At 72.2% G+C, this 20158-nt stretch carries 21 protein-coding genes and 1 pseudogene; 9 read left to right on the top strand and 13 right to left on the bottom strand.

Annotated features, from left to right (window positions below; all coding sequences use genetic code 11):
• Nucleotides 1–119: 119 nt before the first annotated feature.
• Complete coding sequence (locus tag ACZ46W_RS17945; protein ID WP_468338393.1) at nt 120–818, bottom strand: GntR family transcriptional regulator; 699 nt, start codon at nt 816–818, stop codon at nt 120–122.
• 66 nt (nt 819–884) lie between these two features.
• On the bottom strand, nt 885–2249 hold the full coding sequence (locus ACZ46W_RS17940) for an aminotransferase class III-fold pyridoxal phosphate-dependent enzyme (protein WP_468338390.1): 1365 nt from the start codon (nt 2247–2249) through the stop codon (nt 885–887).
• Nucleotides 2250–2467: 218 nt separating this feature from the next.
• Here ACZ46W_RS17940 and ACZ46W_RS17935 point away from each other — a divergent pair, with 218 nt between their 5' ends.
• From ACZ46W_RS17935 to ACZ46W_RS17920, 4 genes are all read left to right on the top strand, one after another.
• Nucleotides 2468–3073 carry a type 1 glutamine amidotransferase family protein gene (locus ACZ46W_RS17935; RefSeq protein ID WP_468338387.1) on the top strand — a complete coding sequence of 202 codons (606 nt, stop codon included), beginning with the start codon at nt 2468–2470 and terminating at the stop codon, nt 3071–3073.
• On the top strand, nt 3070–3618 hold the full coding sequence (locus ACZ46W_RS17930; protein WP_468338384.1) for a MarR family winged helix-turn-helix transcriptional regulator: 549 nt from the start codon (nt 3070–3072) through the stop codon (nt 3616–3618). The genes ACZ46W_RS17935 and ACZ46W_RS17930 overlap by 4 nt, the downstream gene beginning before the upstream one ends.
• 231 nt (nt 3619–3849) lie before the next feature.
• A complete protein-coding gene (locus ACZ46W_RS17925; RefSeq protein WP_468338381.1) occupies nt 3850–4650 on the top strand; it encodes a putative protein N(5)-glutamine methyltransferase in 801 nt (266 codons plus the stop codon).
• 60 nt (nt 4651–4710) lie between these two features.
• A complete protein-coding gene (locus ACZ46W_RS17920) occupies nt 4711–5157 on the top strand; it encodes an SRPBCC family protein (RefSeq protein WP_468338378.1) in 447 nt (148 codons plus the stop codon).
• Nucleotides 5158–5228: 71 nt separating this feature from the next.
• Here ACZ46W_RS17920 and ACZ46W_RS17915 read toward each other — a convergent pair whose 3' ends face one another.
• The gene (locus ACZ46W_RS17915; protein ID WP_468338375.1) at nt 5229–5897 is read right to left on the bottom strand and encodes a DUF1326 domain-containing protein; all 669 of its coding nucleotides are present in this window, start codon (nt 5895–5897) and stop codon (nt 5229–5231) included.
• Between ACZ46W_RS17915 and ACZ46W_RS17910 the strand changes: the two are divergent.
• Nucleotides 5896–6573: pseudogene (locus tag ACZ46W_RS17910) on the top strand (copper chaperone). The gene ACZ46W_RS17915 and the pseudogene ACZ46W_RS17910 sit on opposite strands and share 2 nt — an antisense overlap.
• Before the next feature lie 49 nt (nt 6574–6622).
• Here the strand turns inward: ACZ46W_RS17910 and ACZ46W_RS17905 are convergent.
• From ACZ46W_RS17905 to ACZ46W_RS17890, 4 genes are all read right to left on the bottom strand, one after another.
• Nucleotides 6623–7033, bottom strand: coding sequence for a PIN domain-containing protein (locus ACZ46W_RS17905; protein WP_468338372.1), 411 nt, complete (start codon nt 7031–7033; stop codon nt 6623–6625).
• Nucleotides 7030–7296, bottom strand: coding sequence for a hypothetical protein (locus tag ACZ46W_RS17900; RefSeq protein WP_468338369.1), 267 nt, complete (start codon nt 7294–7296; stop codon nt 7030–7032). The genes ACZ46W_RS17905 and ACZ46W_RS17900 overlap by 4 nt, the downstream gene beginning before the upstream one ends.
• 106 nt (nt 7297–7402) lie before the next feature.
• A complete protein-coding gene (locus tag ACZ46W_RS17895) occupies nt 7403–8230 on the bottom strand; it encodes a hypothetical protein (RefSeq protein WP_468338366.1) in 828 nt (275 codons plus the stop codon).
• Between the two features lie 257 nt (nt 8231–8487).
• Nucleotides 8488–9387 carry a glycoside hydrolase family 19 protein gene (locus ACZ46W_RS17890; RefSeq protein WP_468338363.1) on the bottom strand — a complete coding sequence of 300 codons (900 nt, stop codon included), beginning with the start codon at nt 9385–9387 and terminating at the stop codon, nt 8488–8490.
• Between the two features lie 118 nt (nt 9388–9505).
• Here ACZ46W_RS17890 and ACZ46W_RS17885 point away from each other — a divergent pair, with 118 nt between their 5' ends.
• Nucleotides 9506–11347, top strand: a complete 1842-nt coding sequence (locus ACZ46W_RS17885; protein WP_468338360.1) for a serine/threonine-protein kinase — start codon at nt 9506–9508, stop codon at nt 11345–11347.
• A 30-nt stretch (nt 11348–11377) separates the two neighbouring features.
• Here the strand turns inward: ACZ46W_RS17885 and ACZ46W_RS17880 are convergent, their stop codons facing one another.
• Nucleotides 11378–12661: an adenylosuccinate synthase gene (locus ACZ46W_RS17880; protein WP_468338357.1), complete on the bottom strand. Its 1284-nt coding sequence runs from the start codon at nt 12659–12661 to the stop codon at nt 11378–11380.
• A gap of 174 nt (nt 12662–12835) precedes the next feature.
• Here ACZ46W_RS17880 and ACZ46W_RS17875 point away from each other — a divergent pair, with 174 nt between their 5' ends.
• Complete coding sequence (locus tag ACZ46W_RS17875; RefSeq protein WP_468338354.1) at nt 12836–13651, top strand: serine/threonine-protein kinase; 816 nt, start codon at nt 12836–12838, stop codon at nt 13649–13651.
• A 4-nt stretch (nt 13652–13655) separates the two neighbouring features.
• Here the strand turns inward: ACZ46W_RS17875 and ACZ46W_RS17870 are convergent, their stop codons facing one another.
• Complete coding sequence (locus tag ACZ46W_RS17870; protein ID WP_468338351.1) at nt 13656–13904, bottom strand: hypothetical protein; 249 nt, start codon at nt 13902–13904, stop codon at nt 13656–13658.
• A gap of 12 nt (nt 13905–13916) precedes the next feature.
• A complete protein-coding gene (locus ACZ46W_RS17865) occupies nt 13917–14402 on the bottom strand; it encodes a GbsR/MarR family transcriptional regulator (RefSeq protein ID WP_468338348.1) in 486 nt (161 codons plus the stop codon).
• A gap of 63 nt (nt 14403–14465) precedes the next feature.
• Here ACZ46W_RS17865 and ACZ46W_RS17860 point away from each other — a divergent pair, with 63 nt between their 5' ends.
• Nucleotides 14466–15356, top strand: a complete 891-nt coding sequence (locus ACZ46W_RS17860; protein ID WP_468338346.1) for an ABC transporter ATP-binding protein — start codon at nt 14466–14468, stop codon at nt 15354–15356.
• The gene (locus ACZ46W_RS17855) at nt 15353–16912 is read left to right on the top strand and encodes an ABC transporter permease (protein WP_468338343.1); all 1560 of its coding nucleotides are present in this window, start codon (nt 15353–15355) and stop codon (nt 16910–16912) included. The genes ACZ46W_RS17860 and ACZ46W_RS17855 overlap by 4 nt, the downstream gene beginning before the upstream one ends.
• 4 nt (nt 16913–16916) lie before the next feature.
• On the opposite strand, the gene ACZ46W_RS17850 is transcribed toward ACZ46W_RS17855, so the two are convergent.
• The 3 genes from ACZ46W_RS17850 to ACZ46W_RS17840 are packed head-to-tail and all read right to left on the bottom strand — an operon-like array spanning nt 16917 to nt 20154.
• Nucleotides 16917–18116, bottom strand: coding sequence for a cytochrome P450 (locus ACZ46W_RS17850; protein ID WP_468338340.1), 1200 nt, complete (start codon nt 18114–18116; stop codon nt 16917–16919).
• Between the two features lie 20 nt (nt 18117–18136).
• On the bottom strand, nt 18137–18796 hold the full coding sequence (locus ACZ46W_RS17845; RefSeq protein ID WP_366128315.1) for a response regulator transcription factor: 660 nt from the start codon (nt 18794–18796) through the stop codon (nt 18137–18139).
• Nucleotides 18793–20154 carry a sensor histidine kinase gene (locus ACZ46W_RS17840; protein WP_468338801.1) on the bottom strand — a complete coding sequence of 454 codons (1362 nt, stop codon included), beginning with the start codon at nt 20152–20154 and terminating at the stop codon, nt 18793–18795. Before ACZ46W_RS17840 ends, ACZ46W_RS17845 begins: the two co-directional genes overlap by 4 nt.
• Nucleotides 20155–20158: the final 4 nt, after the last annotated feature.

Raw genomic sequence — 20158 nt, 5'->3', positions numbered from 1 at the left:
TCGCTCTCCTTCAGTCAGTCGGGCAGCTACGGCGGGCGGTCGGGACAGGCGGTCGGGACAGGTTAGTGCCCGGCTCGGGTGCACATCCCATACCCATACGGGATGGACGGTAAGAGCCGTCAGCGCGGCCCGTCGGGCCCGTTCAGCCCGTCGAGGTGGTCCGCCCAGCGCATCGAGTGGGCGTTGTACGCGTCGATGGCGGCCATCACCGCGTCGGGGTCGCCGAGCGTGACCGCGTCGACGAGCTCCTCGTGGCCGTTCCACAGCCACGCCCCGGGCTCGCGGGCGGCCCGCAGGTGGGGCACGGCGAACACCCAGGCCTGGACGCGCAGCCGGTGCAGGAAGTCGGCGATGTAGCGGTTGGCGACGAAGCCGCTGAGCTCCCGCCAGAAGCGCAGGTCGTAGCCGATCAGGATGTCCAGGTCCCCGGCGCGCGCCGCCCGCGCCGCCTCCTCCGCCCGCCGCCGTACCGACACCAGCGGCGCCCCGTGCGCCTGGAGCGCGCCGGCCCGGTCGCACAGGCGGCGGAAGATGCCGTCCACGATGAGCGCGCGTGCCTCGACCATGCCCCGGTAGTCCTCGACCGAGAACTGGTGGACGCGGAAGCCCTTGTGCTGGTCGGAGTCGAGCAGGCCCTGTGCCGTGAGGTCGACCAGCGCTTCCCGCACGGGCGTCGCCGACACTCCGTACTGCTCGGCGATGTGCTTGACCGTGAACTCCTGGCCCGGCTGGAGACGCCCCGCGAGCACCTCGTCACGCAGCGCGTCCGCGATCTGCTGCCGCAGGGTGTTGCGGGTCACAGCTCCGCTCGCGGGCATGGCTTCTGGCCCCCTCCGTCCGGTTCCGGACACCTTAAGCCAGCCGGAGGGGGCGTACGGAGCCGGTTACGCGGTGTGCTCGTCGGCGACCGACAGCGCGGCGTCGAGGGCGGCGAGGCCCTCCTTGGCCTCGGCCTCGGTGATGTTGCAGGCGGGGACGGCGTGGGTGCGGTTCATGTTGATGAAGGGCCACAGGCCGTTCTTCTTGCAGGCCGCGCCGAAGGCCGCCATGGGGGCGTTCGCCTCGCCCGTCGCGTTGTACGGGACGAGGGGTTCGCGCGTCTCCTGGTTCCGGACCAGGTCCAGCGCCCAGAAGGCGCCGAGACCGCGCACCTCGCCGACGGACGGGTGGCGCTCGGCGAGTTCGCGGAGCCCCGGGCCGAGGACGTTCTCGCCGAGGCGGGCGGCCTGTTCGACGACCTTCTCGTCCTCCATGACCTGGATGGTCGCGACGGCGGCGGCGCAGGCGAGGGGGTGCCCGGAGTAGGTGAGTCCGCCGGGGTAGGGCCGCTTGTCGAACGTCGCGGCGATCTCGGCCGAGATGGCGACGCCGCCGAGGGGCACGTACCCGGAGTTGACGCCCTTGGCGAAGGTGAGCAGGTCGGGTACGACGTCGAAGTGGTCGGCCGCGAACCACTTCCCGGTCCGGCCGAAGCCCGACATGACCTCGTCGAGGATGAGGACGATCCCGTACCGGTCGCAGATCTCGCGGACGCCCGCGAGGTAGCCGGGCGGCGGGGTCATGATGCCGGCGGTGCCGGGGACGGTCTCCAGGATGATCGCGGCGATGCTGGCCGGGCACTCGAAGGCGATGGTGTCCTCCAGGTGCTGGAGGGCTCGCTCGCACTCCTGCGCCTCGGTCTCGGCGTAGAACGGCGAGCGGTAGAGGAACGGCGCCCAGAAGCGCACGACGCCGGCGGAGCCGGTGTCGGAGGCCCAGCGGCGCGGGTCGCCGGTGAGGTTGATCGCGGTGGAGGTGGCGCCGTGGTACGAGCGGTAGGCGCTGAGGATCTTGGGACGGCCCGTGTGCAGCCGGGCCATGCGGGCGGCGTTCTCGACCGCCTCGGCGCCGCCGTTGGTGAAGAAGATCTTGTCGAGGTCGCCCGGCGTGCGCTCGGCGATGAGGCGTGCGGCCTCGGAGCGCACGTCGATGGCGAAGGCGGGCGCGAAGGTGGTGAGTTTGCCGGCCTGCTCCTGGATCGCGGCGACGACCTTGGGGTGCTGGTAGCCGATGTTGGTGTAGACGAGGCCGCTGGTGAAGTCGAGGTAGCGGTTTCCGTCGTAGTCCCAGAAGTACGCGCCCTCGGCGCCGGCGACGGCGAGCGGGTCGATCAGGCCCTGGGCGGACCAGGAGTGGAAGACGTGCGCGCGGTCGGCGGCCTTGACGGCGGCGCCGGCCCGGGGATCGGCGAGATCGGCATGAGGGGTCATGCCGCCCAGGGTAAGGACGCGCAGGTGGGCGCCGGTATGGCCATCTTGTATGCCGGAAGGCGCGGGGGTCGGCAGGGTGTCGGGCGTCGGCGGACACCGAAGGGGTGTTGACAGCATCCTGTCGTCATGGCAGCATTCTGTCATCGGATCGAATGGTTGAACGGAATCCGCAGCTCCAGTCGGCACCAGCCGCTGACGCGCCCACACAGGAGGCCACCATGTCCGGCACCAATCAGCGCAAGACCGTTCATCTCGCCGTCTACGACACCTTGGCCGACTGGGAGACCGGGCACGCCACCGCCTGGCTGGCGCGCAGCGGGTACGAAATCCGCACGGTCGGCCCCACCACCGACCCGGTGACCAGCATCGGCGGGCTGCGCATCACCCCGGACCTCGCCCTGAGCGACCTCCACCCGGAGGACAGCGCGCTGGTGATCCTCCCCGGCGCCGACCTCTGGGACACGAGCGACGACCTGGCGCCGTTCGCCGTGAAGGCGCGGGCCTTCCTCGACGCGGGCGTGCCGGTGGCCGCGATATGCGGCGCGACGGCGGGGCTCGCGCGGGAGGGGCTGCTGGACGACCGGCGGCACACCAGCGCGGTCTCCTTCTACCTCGCGGCGACCGGTTACAAGGGCGGCGAGCACTACGTGGACACGGACGCGGTCACCGACGGGGACCTGATCACGGCCGGGCCCACCGAGCCGGTCGCCTTCGCCCGGGAGATCCTCGGGAAGATGGGCGCGTTCGAGGGCACCCGACTGGACGCCTGGTACCGGCTGTTCCACGACTCCGACCCGGCCGCCTTCGAGGAACTCAACTCGTGACCCGCGTCGAACGGGAGCTCCAGGGCCTGCTCAGCCGCACCGCGCTCGGGGTGTTCCGGCTGAACGGCCAGTTCCTCGCCGTCTCGGAGCACATGGCGAGGCCGGCCGGGCTCACCGCCGCGTGGTGGCAGGTGCTCGGGGCGGTGCTGTCCGAGCCGCTGCCGGTCTCCGGGGTCGCCCGCGCGATGGGCATCACCCGTCAGAGCGTGCAGCGGATCGCGGACCTGCTGGTCCACGAGGGCCTGGCCGAGTACCTGCCGAACCCGGCCCACCGGCGCGCCAAGCTCCTCGCGCCGACGCACCTGGGCCGCGTGACGGTCGCCCGCATAGACCCGGCTCACGCCGAGCTGGCGACCCGCCTCGCAGCCGAGTTGGGCGAGGAGGCGTTCGCCGAGACGGCGCGGGTGCTTGAGCGGCTCTCGGAAGCGATGGAGGCGGTGACGGCCACGCCGATCACCCCGGCGGACGCGGCGGACGCGGGGGGCGCCGGGAGCGGGGCGGGCGCCGGGGGCGCGGCCAACTCTGCCCGGGCGGCGCGCTCATGACGTACTGCGTGAGCGTGTCGTGCGGCCGGGAGCGGCGAACCGAGGCTCGGCGCGGTGCGAGCCGGTAAGGTGGCGGTCTCCCCAGCCGTCCGGCCGGGGACCGATTGCGAGGAGGTGAGACCCATCAACGCCAGGTCAGGCTGGGTGCTCTCTTCTCACCGCGGTGCGGTCGACCCGACATAGGGCGAAGGGACCGAGGGAGCACCCCAACGGCTCCCGAAAGGTTCTCCCATGTCTGCATCCAGCAACTCCACCGCCGGTTCCACCACCAGCTCCGCCGTCGTCGGCGTCCTTCGCGCCGCCGGGTGCGTCTTCGCCGAGGACGAGGCGCGGTTGCTCCTGTCGACGGCCCGCACACCGCACGAGCTCGACGCCATGGTGCGGCGCCGGGTCGCCGGGCATCCCCTCGAACACGTCCTGGGCTGGGCCGAGTTCCGCGGCCTGCGCGTCGCCGTGGACGCGGGGGTGTTCGTGCCGCGCCGACGCACCGAGTTCCTCGTCACGCGGGCGGAGGCCCTCGCCCCGCCGCGGGCCGTGGTCGTCGACCTGTGCTGCGGCTCCGGCGCGCTCGGCGCCGCGCTCGTATCGGCGCTGCCCGGTGCGGAGTTGTACGCGGCCGACATCGACCCGGCCGCGGTGCGCTGCGCCCGCCGGAACGTCGCGGCTGCCGGGGGCCGGGTGTACGAGGGCGACTTGTACGAGCCGCTCCCGGTGGCGCTGCGGGGGCGCGTCGACATACTGCTCGCCAACGTGCCCTACGTCCCGACCGGGGAGGTGGAGTTCCTGCCCGCCGAGGCCCGCGTGCACGAGGCGCGCGTCGCGCTGGACGGCGGCGCGGACGGGCTGGACGTCCTGCGCCGCGTCGCCGCCGAGGCGCCCGCCTGGCTGGCCCCGGGCGGCAGCCTGCTGTTCGAGACGAGCGAGCGCCAGGCGCCCGCCGCCACGGCCATCGTCGCGGCCGCCGGCCTGACCCCGCACGTCACGGCCTGCGAGGAGCTGTACGCGACGGTCGTCATCGCCACGCGGGGCTGAACGGGCGTTTCCACGGCCGAGTAGGGTGATTCATAGGAAAACCACCCGAAAGGGGGCGACATGTCCGCGATCAAGGAAACCATCGAAATCTCGCGTCGTCCCGAAGACGTCTTCGCCTACGTGACCGACTCTTCCCACCTACCCGAATGGCAGGAGAGCGCCGTGTCGGCACGCCATGTGCTCGACACCCCCGAGGGCGTGGGCTCACGCGTCGCGGTGACCCGGCGGATAGGTCGCCGGGAGATTCCGATGACCATGGAATGGAGCGAGCTCGATCCCCCGAGGAGCTGGCGTATCGACGGTGTGGACGGCCCGGTCAGGGGCCACGCGCACGGCACGATCGAGCCGGTCGGCGATGGGGAACGGTCGCGTGTGACCATCGAGCTCGACTTCGAAGGGCACGGGGTCGGCAAGGTCCTGGTGCCGCTCGTCGTGCGCCCTCAGGCCCGCAAGGAGATGCGGAGGAACGAGCAGCACCTCAAGGACGTGCTGGAGCGGCGGGCATGACCGCATGACCGGTGTGGGGCCCCGGGATGTGGGCCCCATGTCTCTCACCGGCCGTCGCCGACCGGCCTCGCTTACTGGTCGGGGCCCGTCCAGTCGAAGGTGATGTGCTTGCTGGACTGGCCTTCCCGGCTCCACGTGAATCCGTACGCATCCGCCCGGTCGGCCGTGGCGCGGCCCCAGGTGGCGACCTGGCCCGGCCCCGTTTCGGAGCCCGGCAGGTTGGTGCTCTGGACGCGCGCGCCCTCCGGAGTCGTCGGGCCGGTGAGAGCCTCGGCGCGGGCCTCGACCCGGCCGGGCACGGTCGCGCTCCAGGAGCCCAGGTCCTCGTCGATCCGGAACTCGATGGGGGCGAACTCCATGCCCCGCATCTCGAAGTTGCCGATCCGCGCGAACTCGGCGGGCCAGCTTCCGGCCTGACCGCCGAAGATCATCTGGATCGCCTCGCGCTGCGCGTCATCGGCTCGCTCGTCGATGAAGATGGCGGCGTAGGCGTCGGAATGCTCGGCAGCCCAGACGTTGCCGGTGAACGAACCGAGCATCAGCACGTTGAGGTCGTCGAGGACGACGTCTCCGTAGCTGCCCTCACGTATGTGCCAGGCCAGGACTCCATCGCACTCACCGAACGTGGGCGGCTGCGCGAAGGTGCATGGGCACGGGACATTGCACTTGCAGGTGTCGAACCAGTCCCCGGCCACGTGCCAGCGGGGAACGGTCTGTGGTGTCTGGGCCGTGTCGGTCATGGTCGGACCTCCTCCACCTCGCTTTCCATCCTGCACCCGACACCGATCACGGGACCAGGGCGATCCCCCGCTCCGGCGGGACAACCTCCCGGCACGGGTGCTCGTAACCGCCTGGTCGCTGCTCGCGCTGATCGCCGTCCTCGCGTGGGTCCTGACCGTCGGGCAGGCCCGGCACATGGGGGTCGAGCCGGGAACCATGGGGATGGGCGTCCCCCTGTTCCTGCTGCTGTGGCCGGCGATGATGGCCGCCATGATGCTGCCGTCGGTCGCGCCGGTGGCGATCACTTGGGCGCGGGGAATCGGCCGGCGGTCGACGGGCGTGACGCGGGCGGCCACCGCTTCCTGCCGGCCGGGCTCCAGCAGCTCGGGCCCCTGAAGAACGTCTGCCTGCGCCAGCTCATGCGGTACGCGGGCTTCCGGCACTGGGCCCGGGACTTCCGAGTGGGGGCGCACCACGGGCTGTACTGCGTCGGCTGCTGCTCCGCTGGGGGTCATGAACATCGCGGCGATGGCGGGGGTGGCGGCGGTGATCTTCGCCGAGAAGCTGTGGCGGCTGGGGCCGGTGTTCTCCACGGCGGTGGGCATCGTCTTCCTGGCACTCGCCGCCCTGGCGCCCTTCCACGACTGGCTGCTCCCGGGCCTGCAACCGCCCGGCACGCCGATGCCCATGCACTGACCGGGCTCGGCCCCCGGGCGCGCTCCGGGGCCCGTGCCTGGGGGTCGGGTTACTGCTCGATCGTGACCACGCGCACGCCGGTGCCCCGGTAGCGCTTGGGGTCGGCGCTGAGCACCGGTCGGCCCCTGGGCCACTCGACCGAGGGCTGGGCCAGGTGCACGGCGTGCGCGCTGCTCCACTCGTCGCCGTGGACCCGCAGGCGCTTCCCGACCGCTGCCGCGCCCGCGAAGTCCAGGGCGGTGATGTCCACGGACGGCAGGGAACCGACGTGCTCCGCGACGCCCGCACGTTCGCCTTCGGCGGCCGTCAGGCACACGGCAGGGATGTAGATCCTCAGGGTCGCGTCGTTCTCGGCCTCGACGACGAGACGCGAGGCCATCCGGTTACCCCCGCCCAGCGCCAGAACGGCGGTGTCGTCGAAGACGATCGCACGCGGCAACGGGTACCTGTCCTGCTTCACTGGACCTCCCCGATGCGCCCGGACACCACGTCGGCCCAGAGCTGCTCGCCGGCCTTCGCGTCCTCCTCGGTGTACGGCCCGCCGAGGAAGTGCTCCTCGACGTACGCCTTGGTCTCCTCGCGCCGCTTGGCGAGTTCCTCCTTGGTCGGCGTCGCACCGGCGAGCTGCGCCACCAGATCGCGCATGGTGATGCCGCGATCCCGGGCGAGTTCCTGGAGGCGGTCGCGGACGGCGGGGTCGACCTTGATCGTCGTATCTGCCACCGTGAAAGTATACCGGCGGTATACCACCTCGGGGCGTTCGAGTGCGATGGTCATGGCACTCCGTTTCTTTTCGGGTGATCCAGCCCTCGGGCGAGGGCCGGAAGCTTCAGCAGCGGGCGCGCAGGGCGCCCCGTACCGCCGCGCCGCCCCTGAGGGCCGCGGCGACGAAGCCGGCGATGGCGGGGCTGGGCGGCTGCTCGCAGCGGGCGCAGGACGCGCCCTTGGGCACCGGGGCGCCGCACACGCCGCACTCGGGGCGTGCGGGTGCCACAGGGCGGGGGGCGGGCTTCTTGCGGCGGAGGCGGTCCGCCAGCAGAGCGGCGGGAGCGTGGACGCGCGGGGGCAGGCCCGAGGTCAGGGCCTCACGCACGCTCTCGTCCGTGGCGCCCAGGGCCCACCACTCCTCGACGAGCGGGCCGAGGCGTGCCGCCTCTCCCGCCCCCACGGCGAGCCTCGGCTCTTGGCGGGCGAGTGAGGTGAGCAACTGGACGGCCTGGGAGGGAGGTTCTTGCTCCCTCGTCTTTTCTCCCGGAGGGAGCGGGCCAGGAGCGCCGTCGTCCGGTTCACCGGAGGCCGGGTTTCCGACCGTTTCGGGGACGGGCCCGGTGGCGGGCGCCTCGACGGGGGCGGGGGCGTCCGGGTCGTACGGGGTGTCGAAGACCTCGTACCCCGTGCGCAGTTGCCCCTTGCGGTCCCGGCGCGTCAGCCGGCGGAGGTAGCGGGCCTCCTCCAGTTCCTGGAGGGCGGCGCCGATCCGGTCGCGGCCTTCCTTGCGCTGCTCGGAGAGCTTGCGGATGGACGCCTTGGCGCCGTTGGGGAGGCTGACGAGATAGGTGAGCAGCCCCACGGCGCACCACGAGATGCTGGCGTCGCGGAGGAGAGCGTTGCTGAAGATGGTGAAGGCACGCGTGGGCGCGGTACGGTAAACACGCATCGGGAGGTTGTGGCTCCTGGTGTCGAGCCCCCGGATGTTGGCGCATCGCGGGGGCATTTCGTTTGTGGTGCGGCGAATGTAGCGCCACGCGAAGCGATCACCGCAATCAACACCCTTTAGTCATACGGTCATTCGAAAACCGATGGCCGGAAATCCGGTTTCCGGAGCGACCTGCGGTTTCCCACCGAAAAGGGGTGGCCACCCGCCGGTGGCCACCCCTGTGTCATATGCCGAATTCACCCCTGCGGGTGAGGGCCTCAGCAGCTCAGGTTCGAGCCCGTCGGCACGCCGAGGATCTGGGTGAAGCGCTGGTAGTTGTTGATGCGGCTCTGGACCTGCGCCGGGTTCTTGCCGTCGCACTCCAGGGAGCCGTTGATGGAGCGGATGGTCTGGCCGAAGCCGGCGCCGTTGACCATGGCGTTGTGGGGCGTCATCGTGCCGGGGCCGTTCTGGGTGTTCCAGTACCAGAGGCCGGTCTTCCAGGCGATGGGCGCCTCCCGCTCCACGCGGTAGGGGTTGTTCAGCAGGTCGATGCCGAGGGCGTCACCGGCCGCCTTGTAGTTGAAGTTCCAGCTCAGTTGGATCGGGCCACGGCCGTAGTACGCCGCCTGGCCGGCCGGGCAGCCGTAGGGCTGGTTGCGGTCGCAGTAGTGCGGGTAGTTGGCGGTGTTCTGCTCGACGATGTGGACCAGGCCGCCCGTCTCGTGCGAGACGTTCGCCAGGAAGGCGGCGGCCTCCTGCCTCTTGACCGTGTCGCTGCCGGTGTTGGCGAAGGCGGGGTACGCGCTGAGCGCGGCGGTCAGGCCGCTGTAGGTGTAGAAGGAATTCCGGTTCGGGAACATCTGGTTGAACTGGGCCTCGCTCACGACGAAGCCCGACGGGGACGGGGCCGGCGTGCCGCCACCGCCACCGCACGCGCCCTGGTCGGACCAGACGTCGGCGGAGCCGGGGCGCTCGTTCTGGGTCCACCACTTCGCCAGCCAGTTGCGGCCGTTGTACGAGGCGGCCTTACCGCCCGTGTAGACGGTGGCGGAGCTCCACGGAGCTGCGCACTCGGCGGCGGAGGCGGTGGCGGTGGCGGTGGCGGCGGGGAGGACGACGGCCAGGCCGACGGCCGTGACGAGGGCGGCGAACAGGGTCAAAAGGCGTCGCAGCATAGGGCTTGCCCTTTCGGTGGGGGGTGGCCATACGGAAGCGCGAATGGTCTGTACCTGTCAAGGTCTAGACCAGACCTTGTTACGGACCCTCGGCCCCGCTCTGGCATGCTCTGTCCGCGTGGAGCCTCTGAGTGGTGAAGACCCCGTCCAGATCGGCCCGTTCCGCCTGCTCGGCAGGCTCGGGTCCGGCGGCATGGGCCGCGTGTACCTCGCCCGGTCGGCCGGTGGCCGCACCGTCGCGGTGAAGGTCGTGCACGCCGAACTGGCCGCGCAGGACGAGTTCCGGCGCCGCTTCGCCCGCGAGGTCGCCGCGCTGGAGAAGGTCGGGGGCGCCGGCACCGCGCCCGTGCTGGGTGCGGACACCGCCGCCGAGGCGCCCTGGGTGGCCGTCGGTTACGTCGCCGGGCCGTCCCTGCGCACCGTGGTCGGGGACGAGTACGGGCCGCTGCCCGGGGCGTCGGTGCGGTCGCTGGCCGTCGGGCTGGCCCGCGCGCTGGAGCACATCCACGCGGCCGGGCTGGTCCACCGGGACCTGAAGCCCGCCAACATCCTGCTCACCGTCGACGGGCCCCGCATCATCGACTTCGGCATCGCGCGGGCCGTCGACACGGTCACCGACGGCGGCCTGACCAGCACGGGAGCGGTCGTCGGATCGCCCGGCTTCATGTCACCCGAGCAGGTGCGGGGCGAGCGGCTCACGCCCGCGTCGGACGTCTTCTGCCTCGGCTCGGTCCTCGCGTACGCGGCGACCGGCCGCGCCCCGTTCGGCACCGCCGACAGCGGCGTCCACGCCATGATGTTCCGCATCGCCCACGACGAGCCGGACCTCACCGGGCTGCCCGCCGAGCTGGACGACCTGGTCCGGGGCTGCCTCGCCAAGGACCCGGCCGCCCGCCCCACCGCCGCCCACCTGGCCGCGCACGTCGAGGGCACCGACCCCTGGCTGCCCGCCGGGCTGCTCGCCCAGCTCGGCAGGATGGCCGCCCGCCTCCTGGACGAGGACGGCGACCCCACCCCCGTGACCCCCACCCCCGTGACCCCCACCCCCGTGACCCCCGCGGGGGAGCCCGCCCGCACGCCGAAGCGGCGCGCCCTCCTCATCGGAGGCGTCGCTCTCGCCCTCACCGCCGCGGTGGCCGTCGCGTACGGGCTGACGGACCGCTTCGGGCAGAAGGGCGGTACCGCCGGGGACCCGAAGGCGGACAAGCCCCGCGACATCGTCCCCGCCGCCTTCCTCGGCGCGTGGGAAGGGGTCCTCCGGGGCACCGACACCGCTCCGTACGAGACCGCCCGCATCGAGATCACCCAGGGGGCGCCGGGCGACAAGGCGGGGATCTACGTCCACGTCGGCGGCGAGCGGCTGTGCATGGGCCGGTCGACCCTCGTCTCGGCGGACGAGGACAAGATCGTGTTCGGCGAGAGCGACGTGACGACGAGCGTGCCGGCCCGGCGCTGCACGCCGGCCGCCCACCAGAAGCTGACCGTCCGTTCCCCGGAGGTGCTGGAGTGGTCGTCGGGCGCGGCGACCGCCACGTTCCGCAAGGCACGGTCCGGGCCGAGCGTCGTGCCCAAGGAGTTCCTCGGGCACTGGAAGGACGTTCCGAACCCCGACGTGTCAGACCCCCACCAGGACCTCTACAGCCACGAGGTGATCATCACCCAGGGCCCGGTCGGCGCGCCGCTCGTCCGGTTCGAGCAGAGCTACCCGCAGACCGACGAGGAGACCGGCGAGCCGCTGTCCGGCACGGTCAACTGCGCCGAGACGGCCGTCCTCGGCGGCGCGGGCAACCTGCTGGTGCTGGGCCCGGCCACGGTCGACGCCGCCGCGTCCGACCGGGAGTGCACGTCCTCCGGCGCGTCCACCAACCTGCGGATCCAGCGCGTGCAGGGCAAGGACCGGCTGCTGGTGTACGGGATGGACGCGGACGGGGAGCCCGGCGAGTTCTCCAAGGAGAACTGACCGGGCCCCCCGTACGGCGGCTGCCAGGTCCTACAGGAAGGAGTTGATCTCGATCGTCTCGGTGCGGCCGGGGCCGACGCCGATCGCGGAGATCGGCGCGCCGGACATCTCCTCCAGCGCCTTCACGTACGCCTGCGCGTTCTTCGGCAGGTCCGAGAAGGTCTTCGCCTTGCTGATGTCCTCGGACCAGCCGGGCAGGTACTCGTAGATCGGCTTCGCGTGGTGGAAGTCGGTCTGCGAGTAGGGCAGCTCCTCGACGCGCTTGCCGTCGATCTCGTACGCGACGCAGACCGGGATCTGCTCCCAGCCCGTCAGCACGTCGAGCTTGGTGAGGAAGAAGTCGGTCAGGCCGTTGACGCGGGTGGCGTAGCGGGCGATGACCGCGTCGAACCAGCCGCAGCGGCGGTCGCGGCCGGTGGTGACGCCCCGCTCGCCGCCGATGCGGCGCAGCGCCTCGCCGTCCTCGTCGAACAGCTCGGTCGGGAACGGACCGGCGCCGACACGGGTGGTGTACGCCTTGAGGATGCCGATGACCCGGCTGATCTTCGTGGGGCCCACGCCCGCGCCGGTGCAGGCACCGCCGGAGGTCGGGTTGGAGGAGGTCACGAAGGGGTACGTGCCGTGGTCGACGTCCAGGAGGGTGCCCTGGCCGCCCTCGAAGAGGACGACCTTGCCCTCGTCGATGGCGTTGTTGAGGATCAGCGTCGTGTCGGCGACGTACGGCTTGATCTGCTCCGCGTACTGGAGCATCTCCTCGACGATCCGGCCCGGCTCGATGGCGCGGCGGTTGAAGACCTTGGCGAGGAGCTGGTTCTTCTGCTCCAGCGCGGCCTCGACCTTCTGGGTCAGGATCGACTCGTCGTAGAGGTCCTGGACGCGGATGCCGACGCGGTTGATCTTGTCGGCGTACGTCGGGCCGATGCCGCGCCCGGTCGTGCCGATCTTGCGCTTACCGAGGAACCGTTCCGTCACCTTGTCGAGGGTGACGTTGTACGGAGTGATCAGGTGAGCGTTACCGCTGATCAGCAGCTTCGACGTGTCGACGCCGCGCTCGTTCAGCCCGCTCAGCTCGGAGAGCAGGACCGCCGGGTCGACGACGACACCGTTTCCGATCACCGGGGTGCATCCCGGCGAGAGGATTCCGGAAGGGAGAAGGTGCAGCGCGTACTTCTGGTCGCCTACGACGACCGTGTGACCGGCGTTGTTGCCGCCCTGGTAGCGCACCACGTAATCAACGGATCCACCGAGGAGGTCGGTGGCCTTTCCCTTGCCCTCGTCACCCCACTGAGCACCGAGCAGCACAAGTGCGGGCACAGGCGTACACCCCTTCCGGGCGGGGCATGTCCAAGGCGCGGGGAGTACAGACGTCGTACGACGGTGTACGACACAACCTGAGCCGTCGGACCGGGTGCCCCGGAATAGACGAAGCCCCTGGCGCAATAGCGCAAGGGGCTCTTGCACAAAGATGCTACCCGAGGAAGGACCGAGGTGTCGGCTCCCGACCAGTTGCTGGTCGTCATCGACGCGGTCGCGCGCCGGAACGACGGCGAGTCCGTACGGATCGCGAAGGACGTGCTCTGCGCCGGGGCGAGCGCGAAGATCTGCCTCCCGGACACCCCGGCGGAGTTCGCCCGGGCCCTCGCGCGGCGGGGTTCGCGCCGGCCGGTGGTCATCGGCGACGACCGGGCGCTGCTGCGGGCGGTGGCCCTGCTGCACCGGGGGCGGGAGCTGGCCGACGGGGCCCTGTCGCTGGTCCCGGTGGGACCGCGCGGCTCGGTCGAGCTGGCCGGGGCGCTGGGGGTGCCGCTGGGGGCGGTGGCCGCCGCGCGGGCCGTGCTGGACGGGGCGGCGCGGCGGCTGGACCTGCTGGTCGACGACAGCGACGGCGTGGTGGTGCGGGGGCTGCGGATCCCGGCGGGGCCCGCGGGGCTGTCGGTGGTCGAGCCCCCGTCGGTGTGGGACGCGTGCCGCTCGCTGGTGCGGACGCTGGTGCGCCCGGCGCCCTCCGTTCCGGCGATACGTCCGGCGACGCGGACGCACCGGCTGCGGGTCGAGGCCGACGGGCGGCTCCTGAGCGACCTGGACGACCCGGTGGAGGGCGTGACGGTGCTGTCCCGCGACGGGATCGCCGAGGTGGTCGTCCGCCCCCGCTCGGCCGAGCCGGTACGGGCGGAGGCGACCGCGGTGACCGTCTCCGGCGCCTCGTTCCGCTACCGCGCGGACGCCCTGGTCACGGGCCCGGTCTGGACCCGCACCTGGACCCTCCGCCCCTCGGCGTGGTCCCTGACCCTGCCGGCGGGGTGACCCCCTACAGGGCGTCCAGCGGGCCCGTGGCCGGGGTGGAGGGGGAGTCGTCCTCGTCGTCGCCCGGGCTGCCGGGGAACATCAGCCACGCGCTGGCGCTGATCATGCCCAGTGAGGTCAGGCCCAGGGCGAGCTTCAGCAGCCGCATGCCGCCCGTCCACTCGTGGGGCGAGCCGAACACGACCCAGAAGCCCAGGGCGGCCCCGGCCAGCAGAACGATCACGGCGACTGTGCGGCGCAGGAGAACAGACATTCGTTCATGATCTCATTCGCGCGCCCGCGTCGTGGAGCGGTGTTCCCGCCAGCGGTCCAGCAGCTCGTGCATCTCCTTCTGGAGGAACGCGAAGAACTCCGCCGTCTCCGCCACCCGCGCCCCCGCCGCCGAGTCCGGGCCCAGGGTCTCGACGCCGTCGCGCAGGACGGTCTCCCAGCGGGAGAGGACCTGGTCGCGGCGGGTGAACGTCTCGTACCAGAGCTCGTTGTGCAGGACGTACCGGTCCCGCCGCGAGCCCGGCTCCCGTTCGCGGCTGACCATGCCGACCTGGTTGAGGTAGCGCACGGCGCCCGAGACCGCGGCCGGGCTGATACGCAGCCGCTCGGAGAGCTCCGCGGAGGTCAGCGAGCCGCTCTCGGAGGCGAGCAGCGCGGCGAAGACGCGGGAGGCCATGCGCTGCATGCCGGCCTCGGTCAGTTCGGCGGCGAAGCGCTCCACGAAGCGGTCGACCGGTGGTTCCTCGTTCCCCATGGACATGCTCCCGACTTTATACGGTTCCTTAACTTCACAAGTTTGTGAAACTACCGTACGTTCTGAAGCATGACGAACGCCATCACCGTCTCCGGACTCCACAAGTCGTTCGGGCGGACACACGCGCTGGACGGCCTCGACCTGACCGTCGCTGCGGGCGAGGTCCACGGGTTCCTCGGCCCCAACGGCGCGGGGAAGTCCACCACCATCCGCGTCCTGCTGGGCCTGCTGCGCGCCGACTCCGGCGCCGCCCAGCTCCTCAGCCGCGACCCCTGGCACGACGCCGTCGAACTGCACCGGCGCGTGGCGTACGTCCCCGGCGACGTGACCCTGTGGCGCAACCTCTCCGGCGGCGAGGTCATCGACCTGTACGGGAGGCTCCGCGGCGGCCTCGACAAGGCCCGGCGCGCCGAGCTCATCGAGCGGTTCGAACTCGACCCGACCAAGAAGGGGCGCACGTACTCCAAGGGAAACCGCCAGAAGGTCGCCCTCGTCGCCGCCTTCGCCTCCGACGCGGACGTGCTGATCCTCGACGAGCCGACGAGCGGCCTCGACCCGCTCATGGAGGGGGTCTTCCAGCGGTGCGTCGCAGAACAGCGCGAGCGCGGCCGGACGGTCCTGCTGTCCTCGCACATCCTCAGCGAGGTGGAGAGCCTCTGCGACCGCGTCAGCATCATCCGCAAGGGCCGCACCGTCGAGACCGGCTCGCTGGCCGAGCTGCGCCACCTCACCCGTACCAGCGTCACCGCCGAGCTCGCCGGGCCGCCCAACGGCCTGGCGCACCTGCCGGGCGTCCACGACCTCGACGTACAAGGCAACCGCGTCAGCCTCCAGGTGGAGAGCGACCGGCTGGACGCGGTGCTCAGGTCCCTGACCGAGACCGGCGTCCGCTCCCTGACCAGCACCCCGCCCACCCTGGAGGAGCTGTTCCTCCGCCACTACGACGGAGACACCCGATGAGCGCCTTCACCGGCACCGGCACCCTCACCCGGCTCGCGATGCGCCGCGACCGGCTGATGCTGCCGCTGTGGACCGTGATCGTCGGTGGCATGATCGCGAGCGGCGCGAACGCCATCGGCGGCCTGTACGACACGCCCGCCGCACGTGCCCGGATCGCCGCGTCGATGAACGCCAACAGCTCGATCCGGTCGCTGTACGGACCGGTGTTCGGCGACTCGACGGGCGCGCTGGTGGCGTGGCGGTTCGCCACGTTCGCGGCGGTGCTGGCCGCCGTGATGAGCCTGGTCATCGTCGTACGGCACACGCGCGAGGAGGAGGAGACGGGCCGTCAGGAAATGCTGTCCTCGGCCCGCGTGGGCCGCCGGGCGCCGCTGACGGCCGCGCTGCTCACCGCACTCGCCGCCAACGCCGCCGTCGCCCTCCTCATCACCGCCGGGCTGTCCGGCGAGAGCGCCGCCGGGGCACTCGCGCTCGGCCTCGCCGTCGGCGGGACCGGCATGGTCTTCGCCACCACGGCCGCGATCGTCGCGCAGTTCACCGAGAGCGCCCGGCTCGCCAAGGGCGCGTCGGCGGCGCTCCTCGGCGTCGCGTTCGTGCTGCGGGCGGCCGGTGACGCGGGCGACTCCCGCGCCCTGACCTGGGCCTCCCCCATCGGCTGGGCGCAGAACGTGCGCGCCTTCGCCGGCGAGCGCTGGTGGGTGCTCCTGCTGATGGCGGCGGCGGTCGCCGTCCAGGGCGCGGTGGCGTACGCGCTCGCGGGGCGCCGGGACGTCGGGATGAGCTTCCTGCCCGCCCGCCCCGGCCCGGCGGAAGGACGCATCGCCACGGCGGGCGGCCTGGCCTGGCGGCTCCAGCGCGGCGCCCTCCTCGGCTGGACGCTCGGCTTCCTGGTCGCGGGTGTCGTCTTCGGCGGCATGGTCGGGGGCGCGAGCGACCTGGTCGGCGACAACGAGCAGGCGAGGCAGATCTTCGAGCGCATGGGCGGGCAGTCCGGCCTGGAGGACGCCTTCCTCGCCACCATGGTCGGCCTCTTCGGGATGGTCGCGGCGTTGTACGTCGTCGGATCGGTGCTCCGGCTGTACGGCGAGGAGACCTCGCTGCGCGCCGAGCCGGTCCTGGGATGCGCGGTCGGCCGCCTCCGCTGGGCGGCCGGCCACCTGGTCATCGCCTTCGGCGGCGCGGTCGTCCTGATGGCCGCGGCGGCGGCCGGGCTCACCCTCGCGTACGGCCGGGACGGCGGCCCCGTCCTGGGCGCCGCGCTCGCCCAGCTCCCGGCGGTGTGGGTGCTCGGGGGCGTGGCGGTGGTGCTGTACGGGGCCCTGCCGAAGGCCGCGCCGGCCGGGTGGGGGGTCGCCGGGCTGTGCGTGGCCCTCGGCTGGATCGGCCCGGCGCTGGACCTGCCGCGCCGGGTGCTGGACCTGTCCCCGTACGGCCACCTGCCCAAGCTGCCCGGCACGGAGATGTCCTGGGCGCCGGTGCTGCTCCTGACCGCCCTGGCGGCGGCCCTGGTGGCGGCGGGACTCGCGGGGCTGCGCCGCCGGGACGTACCGGCCTGAGGCCTCAGACCTCCACCAGCAGCCCCTCCAGGCCCCGGATCACGAAGTTCGGCCCCCGCTCCGGCTCCTTCGCGAGCCGGAGCGCCGGCGCGCGCTCCAGCAGCGCGCTCATCGACGCGGCCAGCTCGATGCGGGCCAGGGGGGCGCCGATGCAGTAGTGGATGCCCGCGCTGAAGGAGATGTGGGGGTTGTCCCGGCGGGACAGGTCCAGCGTGTCGGGGCGGTCGAAGGCGGCCGCGTCGCGGTTGGCCGAGCCGAAGAGCAGGGCGATCTCCGAGCCGCGCGGAATGGTGCTGCCGTCGATCTCGATGTCGTCCAGCACCCAGCGCTCGAAGAGCTGGAGCGGGGTGTCGTAGCGGAGTAGTTCCTCCACGGCCGTGGACACCTCGACCCGCCCGGCGCGCAGCGCGGCGAGCTGCTCCGGGTGCCGGAAGAGGGTCCACCAGCCGCCCACCGTGGCGTTGACCGTCGCCTCGTGGCCGGCGTTCAGCAGAAGGACGCAGGTGGAGATCATCTCCTGCTCGGTGAGCCGGTCGCCCTCGTCGTGTGCCGCGATCAGCGCGCTGATCAGGTCCTCACCCGGCGACGTGCGCCGCTGGGCGATCAGCTCCCGGAGGTAGGCGGAGAACTCGACCGACGCCCGGACCGCGCGGGCGGCCGTCTCCTCGTCCGGGTTCAGCTCGTACATCCCGCAGATGTCCGCCGACCAGGGCCGCAGCGGCGCCCGGTCGGACTCCGGGATGCCGAGCATCTCCGCGATGACGGCGACGGGCAGGGGCTCGGCGACGGCCGTCAGCAGGTCGCCGCCGCCCTCGGCGACCAGGGAGTCGGCCAGCTCGCCCGCCAGCCGGTGGACGTAGGGCCGCAACCGCTCGACCGTGCGCGGGGTGAACGCCTTCGACACCAGGCGCCGGATGCGGGTGTGGTCCGGCGGCTCCAGGTCCAGCATTCCGTGGTCGTTCAGGACGTGGAACGGCTCGTGCGCGGCCGGCGGCGGCGTACGGCCGAAGTCCTCGTCCGTGAAGCGGTGGCGGTAGGTCCGCCCCAGCCGCCGGTCCCGCAGCAGCGCGGACACATCGGCGTGGCGCGGCACCAGCCACTGGCGCGTCGGCTCGAACCAGTGCACCCGGCCACGGGCGCGCAGTTCGGCGTACACGGGGTAGGGGTCGGCGACGAACGCGGGCGACCACGGGTCGAAGTCCATGGGCCGACCTTAGGCGGGGCTCAGCCCGGAGTCACCAGCCTCGCCTCGTACGCGAACACCGCCGCCTGCGTACGGTCGCGCAGGCCGAGCTTCACCAGGATGCGACTCACATGGGTCTTGATGGTGGATTCGGCGACCACCAGGTGGGAGGCGATCTCGCCGTTCGACAGGCCCTGGGCGATCAGCACCAGGACCTCCGTCTCCCGCTCCGTCAGGTCGCCCACCCGCGCCAGGGCCGGCGGGCGCGCCGTTTCGGCGGTCTTGGCGAACTCGGTGATCAGCCGCTTGGTGACCGTGGGCGCCAGCAGCGCCTCGCCGGACGCCACCACCCGCACCCCCTCCGCGAGCTGCCGCGCCGAGGCGTCCTTCAGCAGGAAGCCCGACGCCCCGGCGCGCAGCGCCTGGTACACGTACTCGTCCAGGTCGAACGTCGTCAGCACCAGCACCTTCGCGTCGCCGTCCGCCGCGACGATCTCGCGGGTGGCGTCGATGCCGTTCATCTCCGGCATGCGGATGTCCATCAGCACGACGTCCGGGCGGAGCGCCTCCACCTGCCGGACCGCCTCCCGGCCGTTGACGGCCTCGCCGACGACCTCGATGTCGGGCATGGCGTTCAGCAGGACGGAGAAGCCCTCCCGGACCATGATCTGGTCGTCGACGATCAGTACGCGGATGGTCATGCCGCCTCCTCCCTCGCCACCGGCAGGAACACCGCGACCTCGTAACCGCCGTCCTTCGTCGCCTCGGCCGTCATCTCGCCGTCCAGCATCGCGACCCGCTCCCGCATGCCCGTGATCCCGTGCCCGGCGCCCGGCGAGGGCTTCACCAGTCCGCGCGCCGGGCCGTTGACCACCCTCAGCCCCAGCCCGCCGAGCACGTACGACACCTCCACCTTGGCGGACGCGCCGGGCGCGTGCCGCAGCACGTTGCTGAGCGCCTCCTGCACGATCCGGTACGCGGACAGCTCCACGCCCTGCGGCAGCTCGCGCGCCGCGCCGGTGACGGTGGCGTCCACGGTCAGGCCCGCGTCGCGGACGTTGGCGATCAGCGCGTCGAGGTCGGCGAGCGTCGGCTGCGGCGCGTCGGGCGCCTCGTAGTCCTCGGCCCGTACGACGCCGAGGATGCGGCGCAGCTCGGTCAGCGCGGCGACCGCGTTCTCGCGGATCGTGGCGAACGCCTGCTCCAGCTCGGGCGGCGGGTTCTCCACCCGGTAGGGGGCGGCTTCCGCCTGGATGGCGACGACCGACATGTGGTGGGCGACCACGTCGTGCAGCTCGCGCGCGATGGTGGTGCGCTCCTCCAGGAGGGTGCGCCTGGACCGCTCCTGGGCGGTGACCGTCTGCTGGGCGGTGACCTCCTCGCGCGCCTCGCGGCGGGTGTGCAGGACGGTGACGAAGAGCAGGGCGAGCGCGGAGACGACCAGCAGCGGCGCGGTGTGGGCACCGCCCCGGCTGAGGACGGCCTCGCAGAAGAAGCCGAAGACGCCGGTGAGCGCCCACATCCACGCGGCGGTGCGCGGCCTGGTCCGGGCGGCCACCACGGTCAGCACCACGAGGTGGGCGCCGAAGCTGGTCGGGGGCCACGGCCAGCCGTCCCAGAAGTCGGACAGGACGCTCACGAACGGGGCGCTCACCAGCGACAGCCAGAAGGCGGCGACCGGCCGGACCAGGGTGAGCAGCACCGCCGCCGCCGGGACGAGCCCGATCAGCGGCTGCCCGTCCTGGTACCCCACGGACAGCACCAGCAGGGCGGCGCCGGCCACCAGGGCGTGCGGGAACCAGCCCATGTACCTGCGTATGAACCTGGGCAGCCGCCTGGTCACCGGGCCGTCGGTCCTCATGGGCGGGAGCATCCGGTAGGCGAGGGCGTCGTCGAGCAGCTCACCGCGCATGCCCATGAACATGCCGTGCGCCATCCGGTACTCCGGGCTGCGGGTCTTGGTGTCGGTCACGTCAGCAACGGTAAGCAAGGGCGGGGACGCGGTCGTCACCTTGGATGTGGATCCTTCCGCGTCCCCCTGGAGTACTACGGCGCTGATCACG

Source organism: Streptomyces sp. NPDC031064, assembly GCF_055570965.1.
This window is presented reverse-complemented; position numbering and strand designations above follow the sequence as displayed.